Consider the following 19,032-nt stretch of genomic DNA (forward strand, 5'->3'; position numbering starts at 1 on the left):
GGACAGCCTCCCATCCGTCGACCGGTCGTTGGACAGCTATATCACGGGCTCGCCCGGGGACGTACGTATGGATGGTGCTGCAGCCCCACTCGTGACCCCGTTCACCGGGGACGGCGACGTCGACGAACGGACGCTCTCCGACCTCGTCGGCTGGCTTGAGGACCGCGGGATCGACTTCCTCGTCCCCTGTGGGTCGACCGGCGAGGCGGAACTCCTGACCGCCGCCGAGCGGACCCGCGTGATCGAAACCGTCGCCGACGCGGCCTCGGTGCCGATCCTCGCGGGCACCGGCAGCCCGGGCGTCCGGGAGACCCGCGCGGCGACCGCGTCGGCGGCGGAGGCCGGCGCCGACGCCGCCCTGGTGGTCACGCCGTTCTACTACCCCCACGACCAGTCGGCGCTTGCGGACTACTACCGCGACCTCGCCGACGCGGCGTCGATCCCGATCTACCTCTACTCGGTGCCGGCGTTCACCGACGTCCGGCTCGACCCCGGGACTGCCGCGGCGCTCGCCGATCACCCGAACGTCGCCGGGATGAAGGACTCCGCCGGCGACGTCGCGAGTTTCGTCCGGCTGGTCCGGGGGACGGCCGACGCCGACTTCGACCCGCTGGTCGGCAGCGGCGGGGTGTTCGCCCAGGCGCTGGCCGCGGGCGCGACCGGCGGGGTCCTGGCGCTGTCGAACGTCGTCCCCGAGGTGACCGTCGCGATCTACGATGCGGCGTCGAGCGACCCCGAACGGGCCAGGCAGTTGAACGCCGCGGTGACGGAGCTGAACCACGCGATCACGGCGGAGTTCGGGATCCCCGGGCTGAAGTACGCGATGCGGCAGCGCGGTGCCCCGGCCGGATGCGCGCGGTCGCCCCACCGGCCGCCGGACGCCGACGCGCGGGCGCGGTTGGACTCGTTGATCGCGGCGATCCCCGAGGTGTGAGCGACGCGGAACCACGCACCGAGCGGTCTCCCCTAACTTCCGACGCCGATCGGTCGACGGGCACGGCCGGTGCAACGTCTTGGGCAAACGCTTCCGGCGGTCGGCGACGACGTTCGCGTATGCCCATCAGGGACGTACTGCAACGGGTCGGCGAGTCTGCCCGCGATATTCATCGGGTTCACGTTGATCCCGACGGCGCTGGGTGCGGCACACCACATCGACCACGTCGTCCGCGGGAACCACGTCGGCTGGCCGATCACGCCGGCGGTGACCCCCTTCACGTACAGTCTCGCGATCTACCCGCTCCTGGTAGTCGGGCTCCTGCTGACGCCGACCGGACGGGTCGGAGCCCGCTTTTGGGTCGGCTTCCTCGCGCTCAGCACGGGGATGCTGGCGTACTTCCACGTCAGCCCCTGGGCGGTCGACCCGCCGCAGGACGTGATCCTGCCGTACGCAGACCCGCTCGTGGGCTACGTCGCGTTCGCCGTCCTGCTCGCACTCATCGGCTCCGCCGCGTTCGGGACGGCGTACGCGGCTGTGTTGTGGCGCCGACACGGCTCTCAACGGTCGAAAACGGGAGCCCCACCGGATGCTTCCGCGCGACCGGGGGGAGTCGTGACCCGATGGCGTTCCGACAGCGGCGCGCGACCGACCGCGTCGTCGCGCAGTTACCCCTTTCCCGCGACTGACCGGGGTCGGTTGCGACCCCACGTGGCGGGTTCGCTCGGCTCTCCCCGTCGACGGTGGCCTCATACTGTCGGCTATACTCGCGTGACGGATTTCGACACCCCGGGGTGTGGAAAATCTTCACGTAGTTATAGCCGACAGTATCAGCCAGCGGCCGCTCCCGCGGTACGGCACACAGTCGGTCGACCGAAGCCCGGGTTTTTATTCGGCGGGTTTCACGACTGAGCGTGATCCGACGCCGGTTCCTCGTTGCCCCGGCGGGTCTGCTCCCGCTTGTCGGTTTACCGGACGACCGGGGAATCCGACCACGATGCTCGCTGTCAACCGGGACGACGTGCCGCACACCGTGACTGTCCGGGCCGTCCAGCGCGGGACACTGCGCGTGGCAAACACGGTCCGAGGTGGCGAGTACGGGGACCGCCGAACTCGGCGAACTGCCGTGGAAAAGCGGCCGGGACCGAGTGACCGTCCAGGTGAACGACGGGACCGTCATCGCACGCGAGTTCCGCTCCGACGAGTGATTCAACCAACTCGACGTGGTCGTCGACAGCGACGGGTCAGCCGAGTTGAACCGGGCACGGGCAGCGTGACCGCCTCGCCCGCTGACCCCCCGAACACGTCACTCGTACCTCCACTTCGCCAGCAGTACCGCCAGTCCACCGAGGAACAGTCCGATCCCGAGGTCGACGCTTCCGGCAGTCGTCAGCGCCCACAACAACAGGTTCTCGCCCGGGGACGGATCGGCCGGCAGGCTCGCGGGATCGAGCCTGGTCGACGGGCGAACGACCCGCCGAGCCAGCACCCTCACGCCGGCGCTGACGACGGCTGCGCCGACAGCGAGGCCGAGCACCGCGGCGACCCGCTCCCGGAGGTGATCCCGTTCCTCGGCGTCGGTCACCAGAATCCCCCGCGAGACCGGTACCCAGACGACCATCTCCCGACCGCGGTCGGAGTAGCGCGTCGCTCCCTCCTCGATCAGGTTCGCCTCCTGGAGGCGGTCGAGGTGGTAGCTGACCGTCTGGATCGACGTGTCGACCGCCTCGGCGAGCTCCGATGCGGTCCGCGGCTCGGCCAGGAGTTCCCGGTACAGCTCCCGGCTCGTCTCGGAGCCGAGCGCGTCGAAGACGACGGCGGTGTCCTCGCTCCCGAAGGTGACGACCTTCGGTTCGGCGTCGATCGCTGGCGGTTCCTCCGATCGCGTTAATTCGTCTAACATCGTGTGTGTGGTTTCGTCCGGGGTTGGCTGTCCTCGGTTCGCCCTTTGGGCGCCTCGATCCGCTCCACTGCGCCGGTCGCGTTGAGGCGGCCGTACCCGCTTTCGGCGTCGGCTCCGGCCGGGGGAACGTCGACTGCCGTGTCACAGAGCAGTGTGATAACCCGTTCCGGGGAACTCGTGTCGGCTTCGGAAATGATGAGCGCGGCCGCGCCGGCAGCGTACGCCGCCGCTGCGGACGTGCCGTCCCGCGGGCCGGCCCACACGGTCGGTGGGGCCACGACGTCGACCCCCCGGCGACCGTCGGGAGTCGGTCCACGGGAACTGTACGGGGCGAGGCCCGCGTCGTCGGGTGCTGCGGCCCCGACAGACAGCGCCGACGGGGCCGTCGCCGGCGACGCGACGCTCCCGGCGGGCGTCGCGTTCAGCAGCCGGTGGCGTCGGGTCGTGACCTCGATCCGGACCGGGAGCGGTTCGAACCGTCGCACGGTCCGGTTCGGGAGCCTGACGGCCACGAACAGATCACCGGGCCGGACCCGGGCGTCCAGCCGCTCGACCCGAACTGATCCGGTCCGGGTTCGTTCCGAGGTCGCGATCCGGGTCACCCCGCTCGCTCCGGACCGGTACAGCTCCAGGGTGAGATCCCGTGGATACGCCGAGCCGTTCCACCGCAGCCGTGCCTGGACCCGCCCGCCGGCCTGCGTTCCGGCCCCGACGGGCGGGAGCAGCCGCATCCGAACGTCTCCCCCGAAGGAGTGTAACCCGCGCCGCGTCGGGGTGAGCCGGCCCTGCCAGTGGTTCCGCGCCAGGTTCCCGGTCGGCGCGACCACGACCGTCCCCCGGTCGGCTGCCCGTTCGACGGCGCTGGCAACCGTTCCGGTTCCGTCACCCGGAGCGCCAAGCACCGTCGCCGGCACGAGCAGTACGTCCGTCCCCCGGGCCGTGAGCCACTCGATGGCTCGCCGTGCGTCGGTCGGCGTGTCTACCGTCGCGACGAGCAACTCCGCGTCGGGGGCGATTGCGGCGACTGTGAGCGCGGCAGCGGTTCCGTGCCTCCCACGTGGTTGGCCCGCCGGATCCCGTCGGAAGGAACGTCGCTCCACGATCCGCGGCCGGAGCTCGGGATGATCCGCGTTGATCCGGGTAACGACGACGATGCCCACGGTCGCGTTCGCCCCCGTGATCCCCCGCTGGTGGAGCGCCCGAATCCGGGTCGGCACCGACGGCCGCGTCGGCTGCTCCCCGGAAGCGGTGCCCCCCACGAACGTGGCGGTCGGCGTCGGGGCGCGGTCGACGACGTAGACGCCGGTCCCGGCGGTGACGACGACCGCCGCCAGGACGACCGCTTCGAGGTGCCGTCGCGTCACTCGCACCGCGTCCGCCCCCCTGCCGGTCGCGTCCGGTCAGAACAGCCCATAGATGTCCCGTAGCAGTTCGCTGTATTCGATCTCGACTTCGTCCGTCGTTCGCGGGTCGTCGTACCGGAGCGACCACGCCTCGGGCCACTCGAAGAACGACGCGACCTCGTCGGGGAGTTCGGTCCGCGCGCCGACAGTGGGCATAAACCCCTCCCGGGCGGCGAGTTCGGCGGCACTCGACGGACGGAGCGCCCAATCCACGAACCGGGTGGCCGCAAACGGGTGGGGGGACTCGACCGGCACCCCGAAGAAGAACGCCGAGAACAACGCGCCCTCCGCGGGTGCGGTGTAGTCGATCGGCAGACCGCGCTCGAACCGAGCGGCGTACATCGGCTCCATTCCGACCGACCCGATGACCGCCCGCCCCGACGCGAACGCCTCGATGGCCTCGGCGTCGCTGACGAAGAACTCCTCGACGGCCGTCGATTCTCCCCCATCCGACTGCGCGACGAGCCGGCTGTGGTGTGTCTCCAGTAGTTCCCGGATCGCCTCGAAGTCGTCGGGCGAGCGGGGATCCTGGCCCAGGTACTGGGCGGCGATGTGTGGAAACCGGAGCGGATCGGTACAGACCGCCCGGCCGCTGAACTCCGAGTCGAACAGCAGCTCCCAGGAGTCCGGCGGGTCGTCGAACCGGTCGGCGTCGTACGTCAGCCCGGCGATCGTCGCTTCGATCGGGACGCCGTAGACGTCGCCGTCGGACCGGTGAAAGTCGATCTCCCGGAACCGCTGCCGGACGTACTCCCAGTTCGGCATCCGCTCGACCGGAAGCGGGTGGAGGAGGTCCCGCGCGGAGTCGAGCCGCCAATCCTGTAACGATACCACGTCGACGCGGCGACGCGGCCCGTCGTACGAGCTCGTGCCGCGGACGTCCGCCCACCACCGCCGGACGTCCCCGACGATCCCGTCGCCGAACGGCCGCCTGTCCTGCCACGCGAACGGCTGGCTCTCGGCTCGGATCGAGATCGACGTCGCGTCGCTGAACGCGTCGTCGGCCCACCCGATCCACTCCGGGTAGTACGTTCGCGTCACGATCTCGCCCGCCTCGGTGGCGGGGGGCCACGAACCGATCCGCGTCGGCGGCGTCGACTCGGCCGGACTCGTCGAACACCCGGCGACGGCAGCCGCGAGGGCCGCCGTTCCCGCACGTGTCACCTGCCTCCGGGTCAGTTGCGGCCCGGACTGGCCACCTTCGGGTCCGGACTCGGTACCTGTCCCATCCGTCCCTGCGTGTTGCCGTGGAGCGTTTCGACCGGGGACCATCGGTTCGATTGTTCGACTCCGTTTCAAAAGCCCTTCGCCAGACTCAGAGACGCCTCGAAGTTACGTCTCGACGGCGTCCCGGACGATCCTCGATTCCGCCTTTCGCACCAGCTCGCCGGCCGTGCTCGTCGAACAGTCCAGTTCGGCCGCAACGTCCGTGATCGAGCCTGTTCGCGGGACGTCGTAGTAGCCGACGGACGCCGCGACGTCCACCGCGGCCTGCTGTCGGTCGGTCAGCCGTGCTGCCGACGGGGACCGGTCGAACTCCCGTACCTGTTCGATCGTGGGGTCGCCCACCTCCGAGAGCCGCTCGTGGAACGCACTGAGCGCGGGCGGGTCGCCGACCGCCTCGAACTCGACCGGGCCCGACTCCCGGAGGACGACCGGCGGGAGGAAGATCACCCGCGCCTCCGTGATCGCATCCAGTAGCTCGGCCGGGAACTCGTACTCCTCCTGCCGGAGGAACGCGTACGTGCCGCCGGGATCGGCAACGAGGCGACTCATACTGTCGGCTATAGTCGCGTGACGGATTTCGGCACCCCGGGGTGCCGAAAATCTTCACGTAGCGCTCTTGTGAAGCACATTGTTGGTGAGTCAGAGAACTGCTCGGACAATCTCTTTGAGTGCCTCTCGGCCTGGTTTGCGGAGGATTCGTCGCCGAAGTTGGAACGGTCTGAGATACGCTGTCAGTTTGTCTTTTGAGACGCCTCGATGCGGCGAGAGCCACCGTCGCGCCGCGTCACCCTTGCCCGCTACGCTTTCACAGCGACAGCTCTACCCGATCAACAATCTGCTTCGGAAGAGCGTCACGTAGTTATAGCCAACAGTATCACAAGACGCGAGTCGACGGCGCCGATCAGCCGTTCGATCGCCGCCCGCCCGCCGTCACACCAGAGCAGCGCGGTCGCGTCGCCGGTCGGGCTCCACATCAGTATCTCGGCCCGCGTGACCGAGTCCGTCTCCGCCAACCGTTGATGGAGCGGATGCCGCAACCGCTCCGGGTAGGCGATCGAAAACTGGATGCGTTTCATTCCCTCTTCGGGAGGGGTTCGGACAGCTCGCATATCAATACGCGTGGTTCTCCCGGACGCGGTCACCCGACCGACCCCGGTTCCCACGACGCGCGCCCTACGACCGGTGTGCGTCGAGGATCTCGGCCCGACTCCGGAGCAACGCCTGCAGGTGATCCGCGGCCGAAAGCGTGTGAAGCCGGGCGGTCGGGAGTGCCGCGCTGAGCCGCCGGGCGTCGGCGACCGGGACGTTCGCGTCGTCCGCACCGTGCCAGAAGGTCACCTCCGCGTCGACCCCGTCGAGGTCGTTGCCCCACTGCGTGGCCGTGTGTCGAAGTTCGGTCACGACGCCGCGGCGGGACCGGGCGACTGCCTCGACGAAATCCGCCTTGATGACCTCCTTCACGTCGTCCGGCAGCGCATCGGCGCGCTCTTTCGTGGTGTACTGCGCCGCCACGAACGTCGGATCCAGCCGCGCCGCGAGCCACGCCTGCCCCCGGAACAGCCCCCGAAGCACGAGCGGCGTGCCCGTTGCCAGCGTTCGCAGCACCCGCTGCATCGGCGGCGTGTGCTCGCTGATTCCCGGCGGTGTCGCACCCGAGACGACGTCGACGCGGGTGATACGCTCGGGGCGTGTCCGTGCGGCTGCGAGTGCGTACGGTGCTCCACCCGAAAACGCGACGAGTCCGGCAGTTCGAACGCCGGCATCGTCGAGGACAGCCGTGATAACTCTCCCGGCGTCGTCGACGCTGTACTCCGGCCACGCCGCGGAGCGTCCGTATCCGGGTCGATCCGGGGCAAGGATCCGGATCCCGGCCCGGTTTGCTTTGCGATCGAACACCGATCCCAACCGGCGGGATCCGGGCGTTCCGTGGAGGACGAGGACCGGGATCCCTTCGGGATCCCCGTACGTCGCGTACGCGAGTTGCCGACCGTCCACCGCGACTGTGCTGGGTCCTTCACCCCTCGATACGGGTCGCCGTGTCGCATTCAGGGGCGGCGTCATATCTACTGTCGTATACCTCCACCCACCAACCGCTGCTGCCGGATCCATCCTGTGGTTTATCAACGGCGTGGTACAGCTACCGCCTCGGGAACCGAACGACCCCGCCGGCGATCGGGTAGGATCGATCGGTGGCGTCGCCGCTGCTGGGTGACTCAATTCGACGTTTCAGCTTGTCCGACCGTTAATAGTACGTTCTACGACCGGGTACCTATGGATTCGGTCCCCCTCTCGTCGCTCAGCGACTCCGAGGTGATGCTGGCTGACGGCGCCCTGCTCGGGACGCTCGACAACATCACGCTGAACCCCGCAACCGGCGACCTCGAATACCTCTGTATCGACCCCAGCGGTCGGGAACCCGGCGTGTTCCCGCGGATGGAGAACGACCAGATCGTCGTCCCCGTCGACAGAGTCGAACCCGGACAGGAGTACCTGCTCGTCCGTCCGCCGGACTGAGGGCCGTCCCCGCTTTGTCCGGACCCTCGTCCTCCAGCGAACGACGCCGCTGGCGCCTCCCGTGCGTCCGCTCCGACGACACGCTACGGCGACTCGGGGTCGACACTCCCGAGAGTGAAATACGAATTACAGCCTACACCCGACTGATTACGACTCACTCGCTACTCTCCAGGTGCGTATGCCCTCCAGCAAGCGCCGATCGTTCATCGGAACCGTGAGCACCGCGCTCGCACTCGGCCTCGCCGGGTGTAGTAGCGTGTCCTCGCCCGACGCCGATCCATCCCGCGAACCCACGGACGCCCCGGGCGGAACCCCCGACGAGTCCGACCCGCTCGCGTTACCGTCGGTGGTTACGCGTGAGGGATTCCCCGACGGGGACGTGGTTCTCAAACCGGAGGGGACGGTCGTGCTGTTGAACTTCTTCACGACGTGGTGTCGGCCGTGTCAGGAGGAGATGCCCGCGTTCCGGCGGCTGCGTGCGGCGTACGACCCGGAACGGCTGCATATGGTTTCGATCACGCCGGAAGTGGACGAGACGCTCGTCCGGGAGTTCTGGCGCGAGTACGACGGCACGTGGCCGGTCGTCACCGACCCGGCCCTGGTCGCGACCGAGCGGTGGAACGCGAACAGCTATCCCACGAACCTCGTGTTCGATACCGACGGGACGCCCGCACGCGGGGACACTCCGGCGGTGCGAGCCCGCACGTTCGACGAGTTCGCGGCGATCATCGATCCGCTTCTCCGGGAATCGTAGCGATGACCGGTCCCGCGCTGCTCGGACTGTCCTTCTCCGCCGGCGTCGCCACGTTCTTCGCCCCGTGTGCGTTCCCGCTGCTCCCGGGGTATCTCTCGTATTTCGTGAGCGATACGGTGTCGCAATCCGACGGCGGCCGGGCGACGGTCGACACCCCGGCTTCGACGGCGGACTCCGGTGGGCTCGTCGCACGGGTCCGTCGGCCGCTTGCCCGTGCCGCGTTGCTGAGTGCGCTCGCGGGCCTCGGGATGACCGTCGTGTACGTCGGGCTGGCGGGGACGGCCGCGTTCCTCGGCGCGCAGGTCCTCGCGGACGTCGCCGTCCTCGAAGTCGTCGTCGGCAGCGTGTTCCTGGTCGCCGGCGGGGCGACGGCAGCCGGGTGGAAGCCGTCCCGGCCGACTGTCCGGCTGCCCGCACGGGAGCGGTCGCTCGCGGGCTTTTTCCTGTTCGGCGTGCTGTACGCGGCGGCTGCGGCCGGCTGTACCGCGCCGCTTTTCATCGCGGTCGTCCTGCAGGGGATCTCGGCCGGCCCGGTGCTCGGCGTCGGCGCCGTGGTGTCGTACGCGCTCGGGATGGGAACGGTCCTGGCCGCGGTCACGGCCGCGACTGCGCTCGGCGGTGTCTCGATCACTACCGCCCTGAGCGCGTACACGGGGCGGATCTACCGGGTCGCCGGCGGACTGCTCGCGGCATCGGGTATCGCTGAGATCTACTACTTCTTCTACGGGTTCCCCGAGGTGATCCCGCAGTGATCGATCGTCGTCTGTCTCTCACGTTTGCTATCGCGGTGCTGTTGGTCACCGCCGGCTGTGTGGGAGTTCTTCCGTCCGACCCGGACCGGGGTTCGCCCCGGCTCACTGACGAGGACGTGACCGATACCTCCGCACTCATCCAGGCGCACACGGAGACGTTGCGGGCGAACTCCTTCACCGTCCGCGCGACCACGACGATGCGGGACGAAAACGGGACGTTCCGCGTGCGGACGGCGCGCACCTGGCGTGTCGACCCGGGGCCGCCGGTTCGGGCGTGGACCACCAGTCGGTCGACGGTCACCGGTAACGCGCCGGAGCGGTACGAACGGGGGCCCGAGCGCGTTTCCGCGTGGCGGCAGGGCAACGCCACAACCGTCCGCGTCCAGTCGGGTGACGACACCCGGATCCGAGAGCCGGATCTGCTCAACACGTCGGTCCGGCTCAACCGTGCCCTTCACCGCCAACTCCTCCTGCGGTTCAGCGACCGACGGAACGCCACCGTCGGGAAGGTGACGCGAAACGGCACGCGACTCTACCGGGTTCGAGCCGAACTGAACGACACGCGCGTCTCCTCGAACGCCTCGATGACGCTGTTCGTCACCCCTGCCGGGTACGTCCAACGCATCGAGACGACGCGAACGGTTGAGTACCGCTCCGGTCGGCGTGTCGTCACCCGAACCGTCCGGATCACCCGCGTCGGCGCGACGCCCGTCGAGTCGCCGACGTGGGCGACCCAGTAGCGTCTCGGGGGGTCGCCCCCGACCCGCGTCCGGACCGTGACGGCGTCGAACCGGCGGGAGACGGAATCACTGCTGCGGGACCCGTCTGTTTCCCGGTGGACAGTAGACGAACCCGACGGGGGGTAGTGCTTCAAACGCGATTTCAGTCTTCAGGGGTTCTAAAGTCCAGGCGGACTATGCTGTCGGTATGGACCTACAGGAGTTCGCGCAATCGAACACCCCGACTGAGGGTGGAGACGGCTTCCGGAAGGCGAACAACAGACTCCTCGACATCCCGGTCGACGGATCGGTGATGGTCAAAGCCGGGTCGATGGTCGCATACACCGGCGAGATGACCTTCACCGGGAAGTCGTCGGCGGAGGGCGGCCTCACCGGGTTCGTGAAGGAGGCCGTCAGCGGCGAGGGAACGCCGGTGATGGAAGCCGCGGGACACGGCCACCTGTACGTGGCCGAGCAGGGCAAGAAAGTCCAGGTCCTCGACCTTCAAAAGGAGGAGTCGATTTCGATCAACGGCGACGACGTCCTCGCCTTCGCGGACAGCATCGACTACGAGATCAACACGGTCGGGAGCCTGTCCGGGATGGCCGCCGGCGGGTTGACGAACGTCTACCTCTCGGGCCCCGGTGAGATCGCGCTCACGACCCACGGCGACCCGGTCGTCCTGACGCCGCCGGTCTTCACCGATCCCGATGCGACCGTCGCCTGGAGCGCGAACCTCTCCCCGTCGATCGAGGTGAACAAGGCGCTCGAGATCGGGCAGACGTCCGGCGAATCGATCCAGATGGAGTTCACCGGGTCCGAGGGGTTCGTCGTCGTCCAACCCAACGAGGAGGGCTCCGTCACGCAGAGCCAGAACCAGTAACCAACTCCTCGGTCGCGTTCGTCGGCAGTGATCGGTAGTGCGCATCCGTTCCGGCGGCCGCGCGGTATCGGAGGCCTTCTGACGCTTCGCGGTCAGTCCAGCCCGAACGCCGGGTGGGCAGCGGAATCCGGGGGACCGTCCCCATAGCGTTGCTGCCGCGTTTCCCCCGGAACGGGTGTCGATACGAGTTCCGGGACCCCCCGCGGCAGGCTACCCGTCCGATCGGGGCTCCGTCGACGCGTCCTCCGAAACCGGCGCGTAATACGCCGTGACGAACTCCGGGGAGTGTTCGGTCTCGGCCCGGGTGAGCAGTTCCTTCGATCCGCCCCGCGGTTGGTGGCAACACGCCCGGTGACACGGCTTGCAGAGATCTTCGAGGTCCTTCCCCTCCCGATCCCACCGATCGCCGTACTTGTCGTATTCGCGAGCGTCGTCCCGTGGTAGCGTCTTGCCGCAGGCGATACATCCCACGTTCGACGACCTCCGACTGCGCGTGCGTGAGTCTGCCATCGTCACCGGTCGACCTCCCCCATATTCGTGTCCGGACTCCCGATCGTCGCGACCGGATCCGCGATGTACTCGCCCCCGGCCATCCGCGGCAGGGCCGCGAGATTCGAAAACGACGGGCCCCGGAGCTTGAACTGGGCGGGCGTGTCCGTTCCATCCGTGCGAACGTGGATCCCGAGTTCGCCTCTCACCCCCTTCGACGGCTCTGTACACCTCCGTGTCCGGCTCGGGTTTGATCGTTCGCGGGACGTTGGCTTGGACCGCTCGACCGTCCTCCGGCCACTCCGCGAGGCGATCCAGACACCGTTCGACGACCTTTGCCGACTCCTCGACCTCCTTGAGCCGAACGAGCACCCAAGCGAAGTTGTCACACCCGTCGTCGGTTATCACCGACCAGTCCAACTCGTCGTAGTACCCGTAGAAGTCGTCACGGTGGGGATCGTACTCTATACCGGACCCGCGACGGTCCCGTACAGCCGTAGGCTTTCGCCGCAGCCGGGTCGAGGACGCCGGTGTCGACCGTCCGCAGTTGGAAGAGCTCGTTGCTCGTGAGGAGGTCGTGATACGCCGCGATGTGCCGCGGCATCCCATAGAGGACCGACCGGGCGCCCTCGATGAACTCGCGCCACGGGGTCGGAAGACCCCACGCCGCCCAGCCGGAAGTAGTTGAACACTAAACGCTGGCCGGTCAGATCCTCAACGGGGCTCTGTACCCGCTCCCGATCACGGATCGCGTACATAACCGCTGCGGGAAGCTCGCCGATCACGTCCAAGGCGTCGGTTCCGATCGCCAGGAAATGCGAGCACATCCGCGACAGCTCCGCTGACCCTGCTGACACAACTGTTCTTCACACCGGCGGGTGTACCCGATATCCGGATCCACGTCCACGACTACCTCCCCGCCGAGTACGACCTTGACGTGCAGCACACCGTGGGTCGAGAGATGATGGGGCCGATGTTCAGATCATCGTATCGGAGTCGGTCCCGGCCGTCCGGCGATCGTCGTCCAAGGGATTGACGTGCTCCGTGAGCGGGACGATCCGGGGACGATCATCATCGTCGTCTCTCGAAAGCGGGTGGCCCTGCCGCGTCTCCGGGAGCAGAATCCGTCGGAGATCCGGTGGCCCTCGACCTCGATTCCGACCAGGTCGTACGCCTACCGTTCGTGCCACATCGCCGTGCGGTACACCGGCGCAACACTCTCACACACGGGACGTCCCGAGGGGGTCGGGACGACCACCGACAGTTTCTGCGTCGGATCCTCGTACCTCCGCAGGTGGTAGATGCACTCGTAGCGGTCCTCGTACTCCTGTGCCGTGAGACACGCGAGGTGGTCGAAGCCCGCTCCGGTCCGCAACAGCGAGCGGACCGCGTGTATCGTATCCGGTCGGATCACGAAGGTTTCGGCGTTCCGGTGCGTCTCACGCGGACGACGCACCCGTCGAGTAACGCCCCGATAGCATCGTCATAAACGCTATCCGCGGCGCCCCCGGGAGTCGATGCCGACGACTGCGCCGGGTCGCTCAGCCGCATTCCGATCACCTGTCCCGACCTCTTCGCTCCGTGTAGGTCCGACGACTGGAAGCCTCCGAGTTCACCTCTGTATCCGGATTCGGTAGCGACCGAGAAGGGGATCTATTCGGTTACATTAGCCTGGTTTAAATCAGTCGGAGTCAGGCCCGTATGAGATATCTCGAAGGCACGATCCGCGAGCCACCTGCACTGCGGAACCCGGTGGACAGTTTCGTGACCGAGGACGACGAGACGACTCTCGCACAGTTGTGGAACTGGAACACGACCGCTGCCGACGCCGACGTGATGTTGTTCCGGATCGTCGGCGATCGCGACTCCTACACGGCAGCGCTGGACGACGCCGAGTTCGTCGCCGAATGCGGAGTTATAGAACAGATCATAATTACTGATAGGCATTTGCTGATGCGCGGCCGACCGGAATGTCCACACGGCGGTGTCTGTACCGTGATTCAGATGTTCTCCCACCAGCGACCACCCGGGAGGCTTCCTGTTGCGGTCAGTCCACCATCAACCGGAAGAACGACACCTGAAATCCACGACGCCCGATCCGAAGACAGGAATGAGATGACTTCCGCAATATCCTCAGGGTCGCCGTATCGTCCCATCGGATACAATTCGTGTATCCGCTGTTTCGTTCCTGGGTCCTCACGCTCCCGCTCGTTCCAAGTGCCGGAATCGCCGATAACGGAACCTGGGCAGACGACGTTGAATCGAACGCCGTCATCAGCGTAGTCTGCAGTAAGACACCGAGCGAGTGCGTGGAGGCCTACATTGGAGATCGAATATGCCACTTCGCTGAACCCGCCAAGCAACGCGTTGATGCTTGAGACATACACGACGCTCCCGCCCCCATTAGCAACGAGTTGCGGCAGTGCAGCCTTGGTGACGAAGAACGCGGATTTGAGATTGGTCTCAACGTTGTAGTCGAACTCCGCCTCATCGATTTGGTCCAGTCGGAGTCCCGACGCCCCTCCCGCGTTGTTCACTAAGACGTCGATCGGTCCGAACTCGTCCGCGACTTCATCCACGACCGCCGAGATCTCCCTGACATCCCTCAGATTTGCCTCAACAAACGTCGCATTGCCGCCATCGCTCTCAATTATGTCAACTGTCTCTTGAGACGTCTCCTGATCCTTGTCGACGATGACCACTTCGGCGCCCTTGCTCGCGAGCAGGCGGGAAACCTCCCTCCCGATATTTGAGCCCCCTCCCCCGGTTACGACCGTAGTCTGGTCCGTGAAATCTTCCATACTTGTGGCTCTTGAAACCCTCAATTATAATCCTAGTGATAGGGCAGATCGCACTTGATACGGGTGACCCGGGAAATTAAATTCAAGCTGAACGTATAGCCCGGATATGGAGATCATGTTTGCCGATTTCGCTCACGATACACTAAAGCCACTCACGTGGACACGGAGCGTAATCGATGTAGAAGTAGGCGGAGCGACGCTTGCCGAACACGCAGCCTCCCGCTTGCCTCTGGCTACTCCCGTTGAGGTGTTCGTTCCGGAGTATCTTCATAAGATTACGACCCTCAACGAGGACATCTACGGGTTGGAGCGTCGAGTGGTGTCAAGCGTCCCGGAGGGAACCGTGGTCTGGAATCCGGCTGTCCTCCCGGAGGGACCGGTCAAACCGGAGTTGGCATCGCTCTCCCCGGGCGAGACTCTCTTCGATGGGAACACGATTGTCGCGATGGTGCCTGATACGACCGTCGATACCCACGGCGAACTGCTCACACTCGCCGAGTCATATACCCGAAGAACGCTCGAAATTGATGCCGTCACGGTTCGGTTCCCGTGGGATCTTGACCGTATCAATGGCCGATTATTGAGAACGGAATTCGGACGTCAGTCGAGCGAGGTGCCAACTATCGATGCTGAGGTTGAGGTCCTCGGTGATCGGTCGAAGCTCTCAGTTGGAAGCGACGTAAACGTCGACCCCGGGGTAACGTTCGACACCCGAAACGGCCCAATCTTGATCAGCGACGGGTCGAAAATCAGTGCTAATAGTCGTCTCGAAGGCCCGCTTTACATTGGTAAACACACCAAGATCGGAGCCGGACAGAGCGCGGTGATCCACGGGAATACGCACGTCGGGAACGTCTGTCGGGTAGGGGGAGAGGTAGAGAACCTGATCGTACACTCATTTACCAACAAGTATCACTACGGGTTCTTAGGCCATTCTGTCGTCGGGAGTTGGGTCAATGTCGGTGCTGGGACGACGAACTCGGACCTGAAGAATACCTACGGTGAAGTCGTCGTAAGTCACCCAACCGAGGGAAGACAGACAGCGGGAACAAAGGTCGGAGCCACCATCGGTGATCACACGAAAGCCGGAATCCAAACATCAATTCACACCGGAAAGCAAGTCGGTCCTTGTTGTAGCCTTATCGGGCGAGTGAGCGAGGATGTGCCGCCGTTTACTTGGCAAGACCCATCGGGAGCCAGTGCGGAACGGTACGACGTCGACCGGGCCGAAACACACTGCAGCCGGATGGTCACACGACGGGAAGAGCACCTTCCGGAGGGATATGCTCGCGCCCAGCGAGCGCTCGTGCGGGAGCTCGGTTCGCTCGTTCTGGACTGACGCTAGTGAGTGCCGGCTACGGCGGTGACTGAGCGGCGACCCCTGAAATCCAAAAGAACCAAACGACTGGGTTCGAATTCCACTTCGGAGGGCACTGGGGGAATACACATCGACGACCCCAAGTGTCGCACCTTGGCTGGTAGCGATCCTGGGATAGCGGTCATAGGAACGGTCTTCGAACTCAATATTACGGAGTTGTTCGAACGGGGCAGCAATTCCCTCCTAATCGACAAGTTTGAACGGATCCGAATACTCAGGCGATAGACCTCGAAAAGCCGCTCAAAGCTCCGAGAACAGCGATCGACGGTCGATTATCGCCGGATCGATCGTTAACTGATGTTGATGCCCTGCAGGTGTTCGTCCGGTATGACGATATCCTCCGATCTGATCTCCGCCCCGTTGTTCCGTTTCACTCGTCCGATCAACTGGAAGTAGCCGTCTTCGACTTTGGAGTTAATGGTCTCGAGGATATCACCGGATTTGAGTGCTTCGAGGGCTGCGCGGGTTCCGTAACCGTGGCATCCAGCTAAAATGAGCGCCCGCTTGGTCTCCGCCTGTCTGAGAGGGGGCGCCGCCGGGTGGGTGTTCGGGACCTTCGCGACCATAAAGTAATCAAGATCCCACGCACCGTCGCCCCACTTCGGAATCGTTTCTTTCTCCTGTATCTTGGGCGCCTCACCGTTTTTATCGACGATGGACCAGTTCGGACGGTGTCCGAACTCGCGGTCGTCCGAGAGGCCGATCTCCCGTAATTGCTGGGGGGAATACGTCGACAGGTCGTCATCGACGCCGGCGGGGTTCAGATCGAACCGATACGGGAGCGAGATGTCTGTTCCGTATATGACATTACGCGTGAAGAGATTCGAAATCGGCCCGCCGATCGAAATCACGTCCGAAGAGAAATCGACATCTGTTTCGTTAGCAAGTATCACGTTCGTCGGCTGTTCTTCCGTCATTGCGAGATTCGCGCTGACAACGAGTTCGAGCGTCTGAAAGTACTCGTTGGCTGAGAGCGACCCGACGTTTTCCAGAGACTTGTAGACAGACTGGTCATCAGCCGTCACGTCGCCGATGGTGGGGATCCCGATATCCGCGAGGCGGTGTTGGTCCCCCTCAAGGGATAGTGAAGTCCGTAGTTGCCGCAATCCGGCTTCATCAAGGGATGTATTCTGTTCCAACGAATCCCCGAGTTTACGCCCGAGTTGGTCAAGTTTCTTTTGAACCCACGGCTGTCGTTGTCCCACGAAGATATCTGCCTCTCGGAAAAACGGAATGACGTCCTTGACGTTCTGTTGATACCGCTGCTGTTCATCTTCGGAGACGCCTCTCCACCTGTTTAGGCGCTGTTTGATATAGGGCTCGAAAACCGCGAACAGGAGGTTCCCCGCTACACCCACCATCGTCGCCTCTAGTATCGAGACGACCATACTCCACGAACCACGTTGTGTTCGATAGAGGCGAGTAGAGTCATCATCGACCTCTGGCCACGGGACGGACTCGTAACAGGGATTCTTCCAAGGGTTCTGTTCCATACGTCGTGGATTAAAAAATATCAACAATATATATATATTTACTGCCGCATCAAGAGTACCTGTCACCGTTTCGGTGAACGTGTTTCTCACCATCGAGTGCATCGACACGGGCGGCCTCTGTATTTTCAATAAATGCTTCGATGAAATTCGACGACTTTGTGAGTCCCGCAGCTCGTCAGGAGTGTAGACTGAGTTCGTGGCTGAACTCACGCCAACCACCTTTTTCGACCTGACCGATTGACTGCGTCGACCCGCACCGCGAGAGATTTCCAGATCCCCTAAGTAACTGCGTAGTAGATACACAAACCTCGAAGAGAGACCGGCACAAAAGCGAGGGAACGGACGTTTTAGGCTCCTGAGTCGACGGCGAAATCGACATCGACCCGCTGGGGTTTCGTCACACCACGTGAAATAATCGGTTAAACCCCCACTCTGTCTTGTGATTCGCTCGGGACGAAAATATCCGAGACGGTCGCTACCACAGAATCGGATCTAGTCTTGAGCAACCGTTTCGGCCGGCTGCTCTGTCGCAGGTGCGGGCGGCTCGTGCGTCCCGAACTCGGGGTGGGTCTCTTCCATCCAGACGTACACGATCGCACCTGACAGAAACATCAGGAGTGCCGTCACATAGAAGGCGGCTTCGACGTTGACGAACTCCATCGAGAGGCCGATCAGGATCGCCCCGACGCCGTAGCCGGAATCGCGCCACATTCGGTAGACACCCATACCTGCCGACCGCCACGTCGGGTGAGCAGCGTCGCCGGGAACGGTCATCAGGTTCGGATACAACAACGCCATTCCAACTCCGGAGACTGCGGCCAGTACGGCCCACGGAAGGTATCCCTCGACGAGACCCATTCCGAGGACGCCGCCCCCTGCGAGGAACATTCCCGAGACGACGGGCGGCCGACGACCGATACGATCCGCCAGCCCGCCGGTTGCGATCTGAAGGAAGTACATCGCGCTGTGGACGCCGACCACGACCCCGACGGCAGCGATACCGAGGCCTTGACTCACCAGATACAGCGGAACGGCGATCCAGAACAGCGTGTCGACGAAGTTTTCGATGTGACCCGCCTGGGCTGCCGCGAACAGCGTCTTGTCGCCGTAGGTCGCTCGCTTCAGCACCTCGTTAAACGGCAAGTTCGCGTCGTGGTGATCGTCGTCAGCTTCGGCTCGGGCGTACTGGACGGTCTCCCTGATCAGGAAGATCGAGATAAGGAACGCCAGCACGACGACGACCGCGAGAAAGTAGAACGGCTCGGGCCGTAGACTCGACTGGCCAGCGATAACTCCGGTGATCCACGCGCCGACAGCGACGCCAGTGTAGCCGAACGCCTCGTCGATGCCGACGGCCAACCCCCGCTGGTCGGCGCCTGCGAGATCGATCTTCGCGTTGATCGCCATACTCCAGGTCAACGCCTGGTTGACTCCCAGCAGGACGTTTCCGACCGTGATCCATCCCCAACTGGGAGCGAAAATCAGGATGATGGGCAGTGGGAGAGCCGTCACCCAGCCGAGGACGAGCACCGGCTTCCGACCGTATTCCTCACCCCATTTACCCGCATAGAGGTTGAGAAGCGCCTTGACGAAGCCAAAGGAGACGACGAACGAGCCGATCACGAGGAACGACTCGACGCCGAGGACGTCCTCTCCCAGAACGGGGACGACCGTGCGTTCGGACCCGATAGTCAACCCGGTAGCGAACACCAGCAGGACGTGCAGTGAGAACTGTCCGAGGTGTTCGCGGATTCCTTGCTTGAACCCGGTTGCCGCACTCAT

At 64.8% G+C, this 19,032-nt stretch carries 17 protein-coding genes and 2 pseudogenes; 7 read left to right on the plus strand and 12 right to left on the minus strand.

Annotation, left to right across the window (positions count from 1 at the left end; genetic code table 11):
- Window positions 1-67: 67 nt before the first annotated feature.
- Window positions 68-934, plus strand: a complete 867-nt coding sequence (locus H5V44_RS12320) for a dihydrodipicolinate synthase family protein (protein WP_185193433.1) — start codon at window positions 68-70, stop codon at window positions 932-934.
- 1,306 nt (window positions 935-2,240) lie between these two features.
- Here the strand turns inward: H5V44_RS12320 and H5V44_RS12325 are convergent.
- From H5V44_RS12325 to H5V44_RS12355, 7 genes and pseudogenes are all read right to left on the minus strand, one after another.
- On the minus strand, window positions 2,241-2,837 hold the full coding sequence (locus H5V44_RS12325) for an ArsR/SmtB family transcription factor (protein ID WP_185193434.1): 597 nt from the start codon (window positions 2,835-2,837) through the stop codon (window positions 2,241-2,243).
- Window positions 2,831-4,207 carry a S8 family serine peptidase gene (locus H5V44_RS18005; RefSeq protein WP_185193435.1) on the minus strand — a complete coding sequence of 459 codons (1,377 nt, stop codon included), beginning with the start codon at window positions 4,205-4,207 and terminating at the stop codon, window positions 2,831-2,833. Before H5V44_RS18005 ends, H5V44_RS12325 begins: the two co-directional genes overlap by 7 nt.
- 30 nt (window positions 4,208-4,237) lie before the next feature.
- Window positions 4,238-5,404: an extracellular solute-binding protein gene (locus H5V44_RS12335; protein WP_185193436.1), complete on the minus strand. Its 1,167-nt coding sequence runs from the start codon at window positions 5,402-5,404 to the stop codon at window positions 4,238-4,240.
- Window positions 5,405-5,572: 168 nt separating this feature from the next.
- Entirely contained in the window at window positions 5,573-6,016 is a 444-nt protein-coding gene (locus tag H5V44_RS12340) for a helix-turn-helix domain-containing protein (protein ID WP_185193437.1), read from the minus strand.
- Between the two features lie 90 nt (window positions 6,017-6,106).
- Window positions 6,107-6,277 (minus strand): annotated as a pseudogene (locus tag H5V44_RS12345) (IS1595 family transposase); the annotation flags it as partial.
- A gap of 41 nt (window positions 6,278-6,318) precedes the next feature.
- Entirely contained in the window at window positions 6,319-6,543 is a 225-nt protein-coding gene (locus H5V44_RS12350; protein WP_185193438.1) for a hypothetical protein, read from the minus strand.
- Between the two features lie 97 nt (window positions 6,544-6,640).
- Entirely contained in the window at window positions 6,641-7,462 is an 822-nt protein-coding gene (locus H5V44_RS12355) for an alpha/beta fold hydrolase (protein ID WP_343067741.1), read from the minus strand.
- Between the two features lie 276 nt (window positions 7,463-7,738).
- Here H5V44_RS12355 and H5V44_RS12360 point away from each other — a divergent pair, with 276 nt between their 5' ends.
- The 5 genes from H5V44_RS12360 to H5V44_RS12380 all read left to right on the plus strand — a co-directional run bounded on the left by H5V44_RS12360 (window position 7,739) and on the right by H5V44_RS12380 (window position 11,089).
- Window positions 7,739-7,981: a PRC-barrel domain-containing protein gene (locus H5V44_RS12360; RefSeq protein ID WP_185193440.1), complete on the plus strand. Its 243-nt coding sequence runs from the start codon at window positions 7,739-7,741 to the stop codon at window positions 7,979-7,981.
- Between the two features lie 178 nt (window positions 7,982-8,159).
- The gene (locus H5V44_RS12365) at window positions 8,160-8,735 is read left to right on the plus strand and encodes a TlpA family protein disulfide reductase (protein WP_185193441.1); all 576 of its coding nucleotides are present in this window, start codon (window positions 8,160-8,162) and stop codon (window positions 8,733-8,735) included.
- Between the two features lie 2 nt (window positions 8,736-8,737).
- Window positions 8,738-9,487 carry a cytochrome c biogenesis CcdA family protein gene (locus H5V44_RS12370; RefSeq protein ID WP_185193442.1) on the plus strand — a complete coding sequence of 250 codons (750 nt, stop codon included), beginning with the start codon at window positions 8,738-8,740 and terminating at the stop codon, window positions 9,485-9,487.
- A gap of 116 nt (window positions 9,488-9,603) precedes the next feature.
- On the plus strand, window positions 9,604-10,227 hold the full coding sequence (locus tag H5V44_RS12375; RefSeq protein ID WP_185193443.1) for a hypothetical protein: 624 nt from the start codon (window positions 9,604-9,606) through the stop codon (window positions 10,225-10,227).
- A 187-nt stretch (window positions 10,228-10,414) separates the two neighbouring features.
- Complete coding sequence (locus H5V44_RS12380; protein ID WP_185193444.1) at window positions 10,415-11,089, plus strand: AIM24 family protein; 675 nt, start codon at window positions 10,415-10,417, stop codon at window positions 11,087-11,089.
- A 210-nt stretch (window positions 11,090-11,299) separates the two neighbouring features.
- Here H5V44_RS12380 and H5V44_RS12385 read toward each other — a convergent pair whose 3' ends face one another.
- From H5V44_RS12385 to H5V44_RS12395, 3 genes and pseudogenes are all read right to left on the minus strand, one after another.
- Window positions 11,300-11,599 carry a DUF7562 family protein gene (locus H5V44_RS12385; protein WP_185193445.1) on the minus strand — a complete coding sequence of 100 codons (300 nt, stop codon included), beginning with the start codon at window positions 11,597-11,599 and terminating at the stop codon, window positions 11,300-11,302.
- Between the two features lie 2 nt (window positions 11,600-11,601).
- Window positions 11,602-13,129 (minus strand): annotated as a pseudogene (locus tag H5V44_RS17865) (NADH-quinone oxidoreductase subunit D-related protein).
- 449 nt (window positions 13,130-13,578) lie between these two features.
- Window positions 13,579-14,379 (minus strand): SDR family NAD(P)-dependent oxidoreductase, encoded by an 801-nt coding sequence (locus H5V44_RS12395; RefSeq protein ID WP_185193446.1) that lies wholly within the window; start codon window positions 14,377-14,379, stop codon window positions 13,579-13,581.
- Between the two features lie 106 nt (window positions 14,380-14,485).
- On the opposite strand from H5V44_RS12395, the gene H5V44_RS12400 reads away from it, so the two are divergent.
- On the plus strand, window positions 14,486-15,718 hold the full coding sequence (locus H5V44_RS12400) for a putative sugar nucleotidyl transferase (protein WP_185193447.1): 1,233 nt from the start codon (window positions 14,486-14,488) through the stop codon (window positions 15,716-15,718).
- A 329-nt stretch (window positions 15,719-16,047) separates the two neighbouring features.
- Here H5V44_RS12400 and H5V44_RS12405 read toward each other — a convergent pair whose 3' ends face one another.
- Entirely contained in the window at window positions 16,048-17,145 is a 1,098-nt protein-coding gene (locus H5V44_RS12405; RefSeq protein ID WP_185193448.1) for a hypothetical protein, read from the minus strand.
- A gap of 597 nt (window positions 17,146-17,742) precedes the next feature.
- Window positions 17,743-19,032: an MFS transporter gene (locus H5V44_RS12410; RefSeq protein WP_185193449.1), complete on the minus strand. Its 1,290-nt coding sequence runs from the start codon at window positions 19,030-19,032 to the stop codon at window positions 17,743-17,745.

The sequence above is a fragment of the Halobellus ruber genome, from assembly GCF_014212355.1.
GTDB lineage: Archaea > Halobacteriota > Halobacteria > Halobacteriales > Haloferacaceae > Haloquadratum > Haloquadratum rubrum.

What these genes read in the sequence shown, in the direction of transcription:
- H5V44_RS12370 (WP_185193442.1), top strand. Translation starts at nt 8,738, where the DNA reads ATGACCGGTCCCGCGCTGCTCGGACTGTCCTTCTCCGCCGGCGTCGCC.
- H5V44_RS12350 (WP_185193438.1), bottom strand. Translation starts at nt 6,543, where the DNA reads ATGAAACGCATCCAGTTTTCGATCGCCTACCCGGAGCGGTTGCGGCAT.
- H5V44_RS12395 (WP_185193446.1), bottom strand. Translation starts at nt 14,379, where the DNA reads ATGGAAGATTTCACGGACCAGACTACGGTCGTAACCGGGGGAGGGGGC.
- H5V44_RS12400 (WP_185193447.1), top strand. Translation starts at nt 14,486, where the DNA reads ATGGAGATCATGTTTGCCGATTTCGCTCACGATACACTAAAGCCACTC.
- H5V44_RS12340 (WP_185193437.1), bottom strand. Translation starts at nt 6,016, where the DNA reads ATGAGTCGCCTCGTTGCCGATCCCGGCGGCACGTACGCGTTCCTCCGG.
- H5V44_RS12360 (WP_185193440.1), top strand. Translation starts at nt 7,739, where the DNA reads ATGGATTCGGTCCCCCTCTCGTCGCTCAGCGACTCCGAGGTGATGCTG.
- H5V44_RS12385 (WP_185193445.1), bottom strand. Translation starts at nt 11,599, where the DNA reads ATGGCAGACTCACGCACGCGCAGTCGGAGGTCGTCGAACGTGGGATGT.
- H5V44_RS12405 (WP_185193448.1), bottom strand. Translation starts at nt 17,145, where the DNA reads ATGGTCGTCTCGATACTAGAGGCGACGATGGTGGGTGTAGCGGGGAAC.
- H5V44_RS12320 (WP_185193433.1), top strand. Translation starts at nt 68, where the DNA reads ATGGATGGTGCTGCAGCCCCACTCGTGACCCCGTTCACCGGGGACGGC.
- H5V44_RS12365 (WP_185193441.1), top strand. Translation starts at nt 8,160, where the DNA reads ATGCCCTCCAGCAAGCGCCGATCGTTCATCGGAACCGTGAGCACCGCG.
- H5V44_RS12410 (WP_185193449.1), bottom strand. Translation starts at nt 19,032, where the DNA reads ATGAGTGCGGCAACCGGGTTCAAGCAAGGAATCCGCGAACACCTCGGA.
- H5V44_RS12380 (WP_185193444.1), top strand. Translation starts at nt 10,415, where the DNA reads ATGGACCTACAGGAGTTCGCGCAATCGAACACCCCGACTGAGGGTGGA.
- H5V44_RS12325 (WP_185193434.1), bottom strand. Translation starts at nt 2,837, where the DNA reads ATGTTAGACGAATTAACGCGATCGGAGGAACCGCCAGCGATCGACGCC.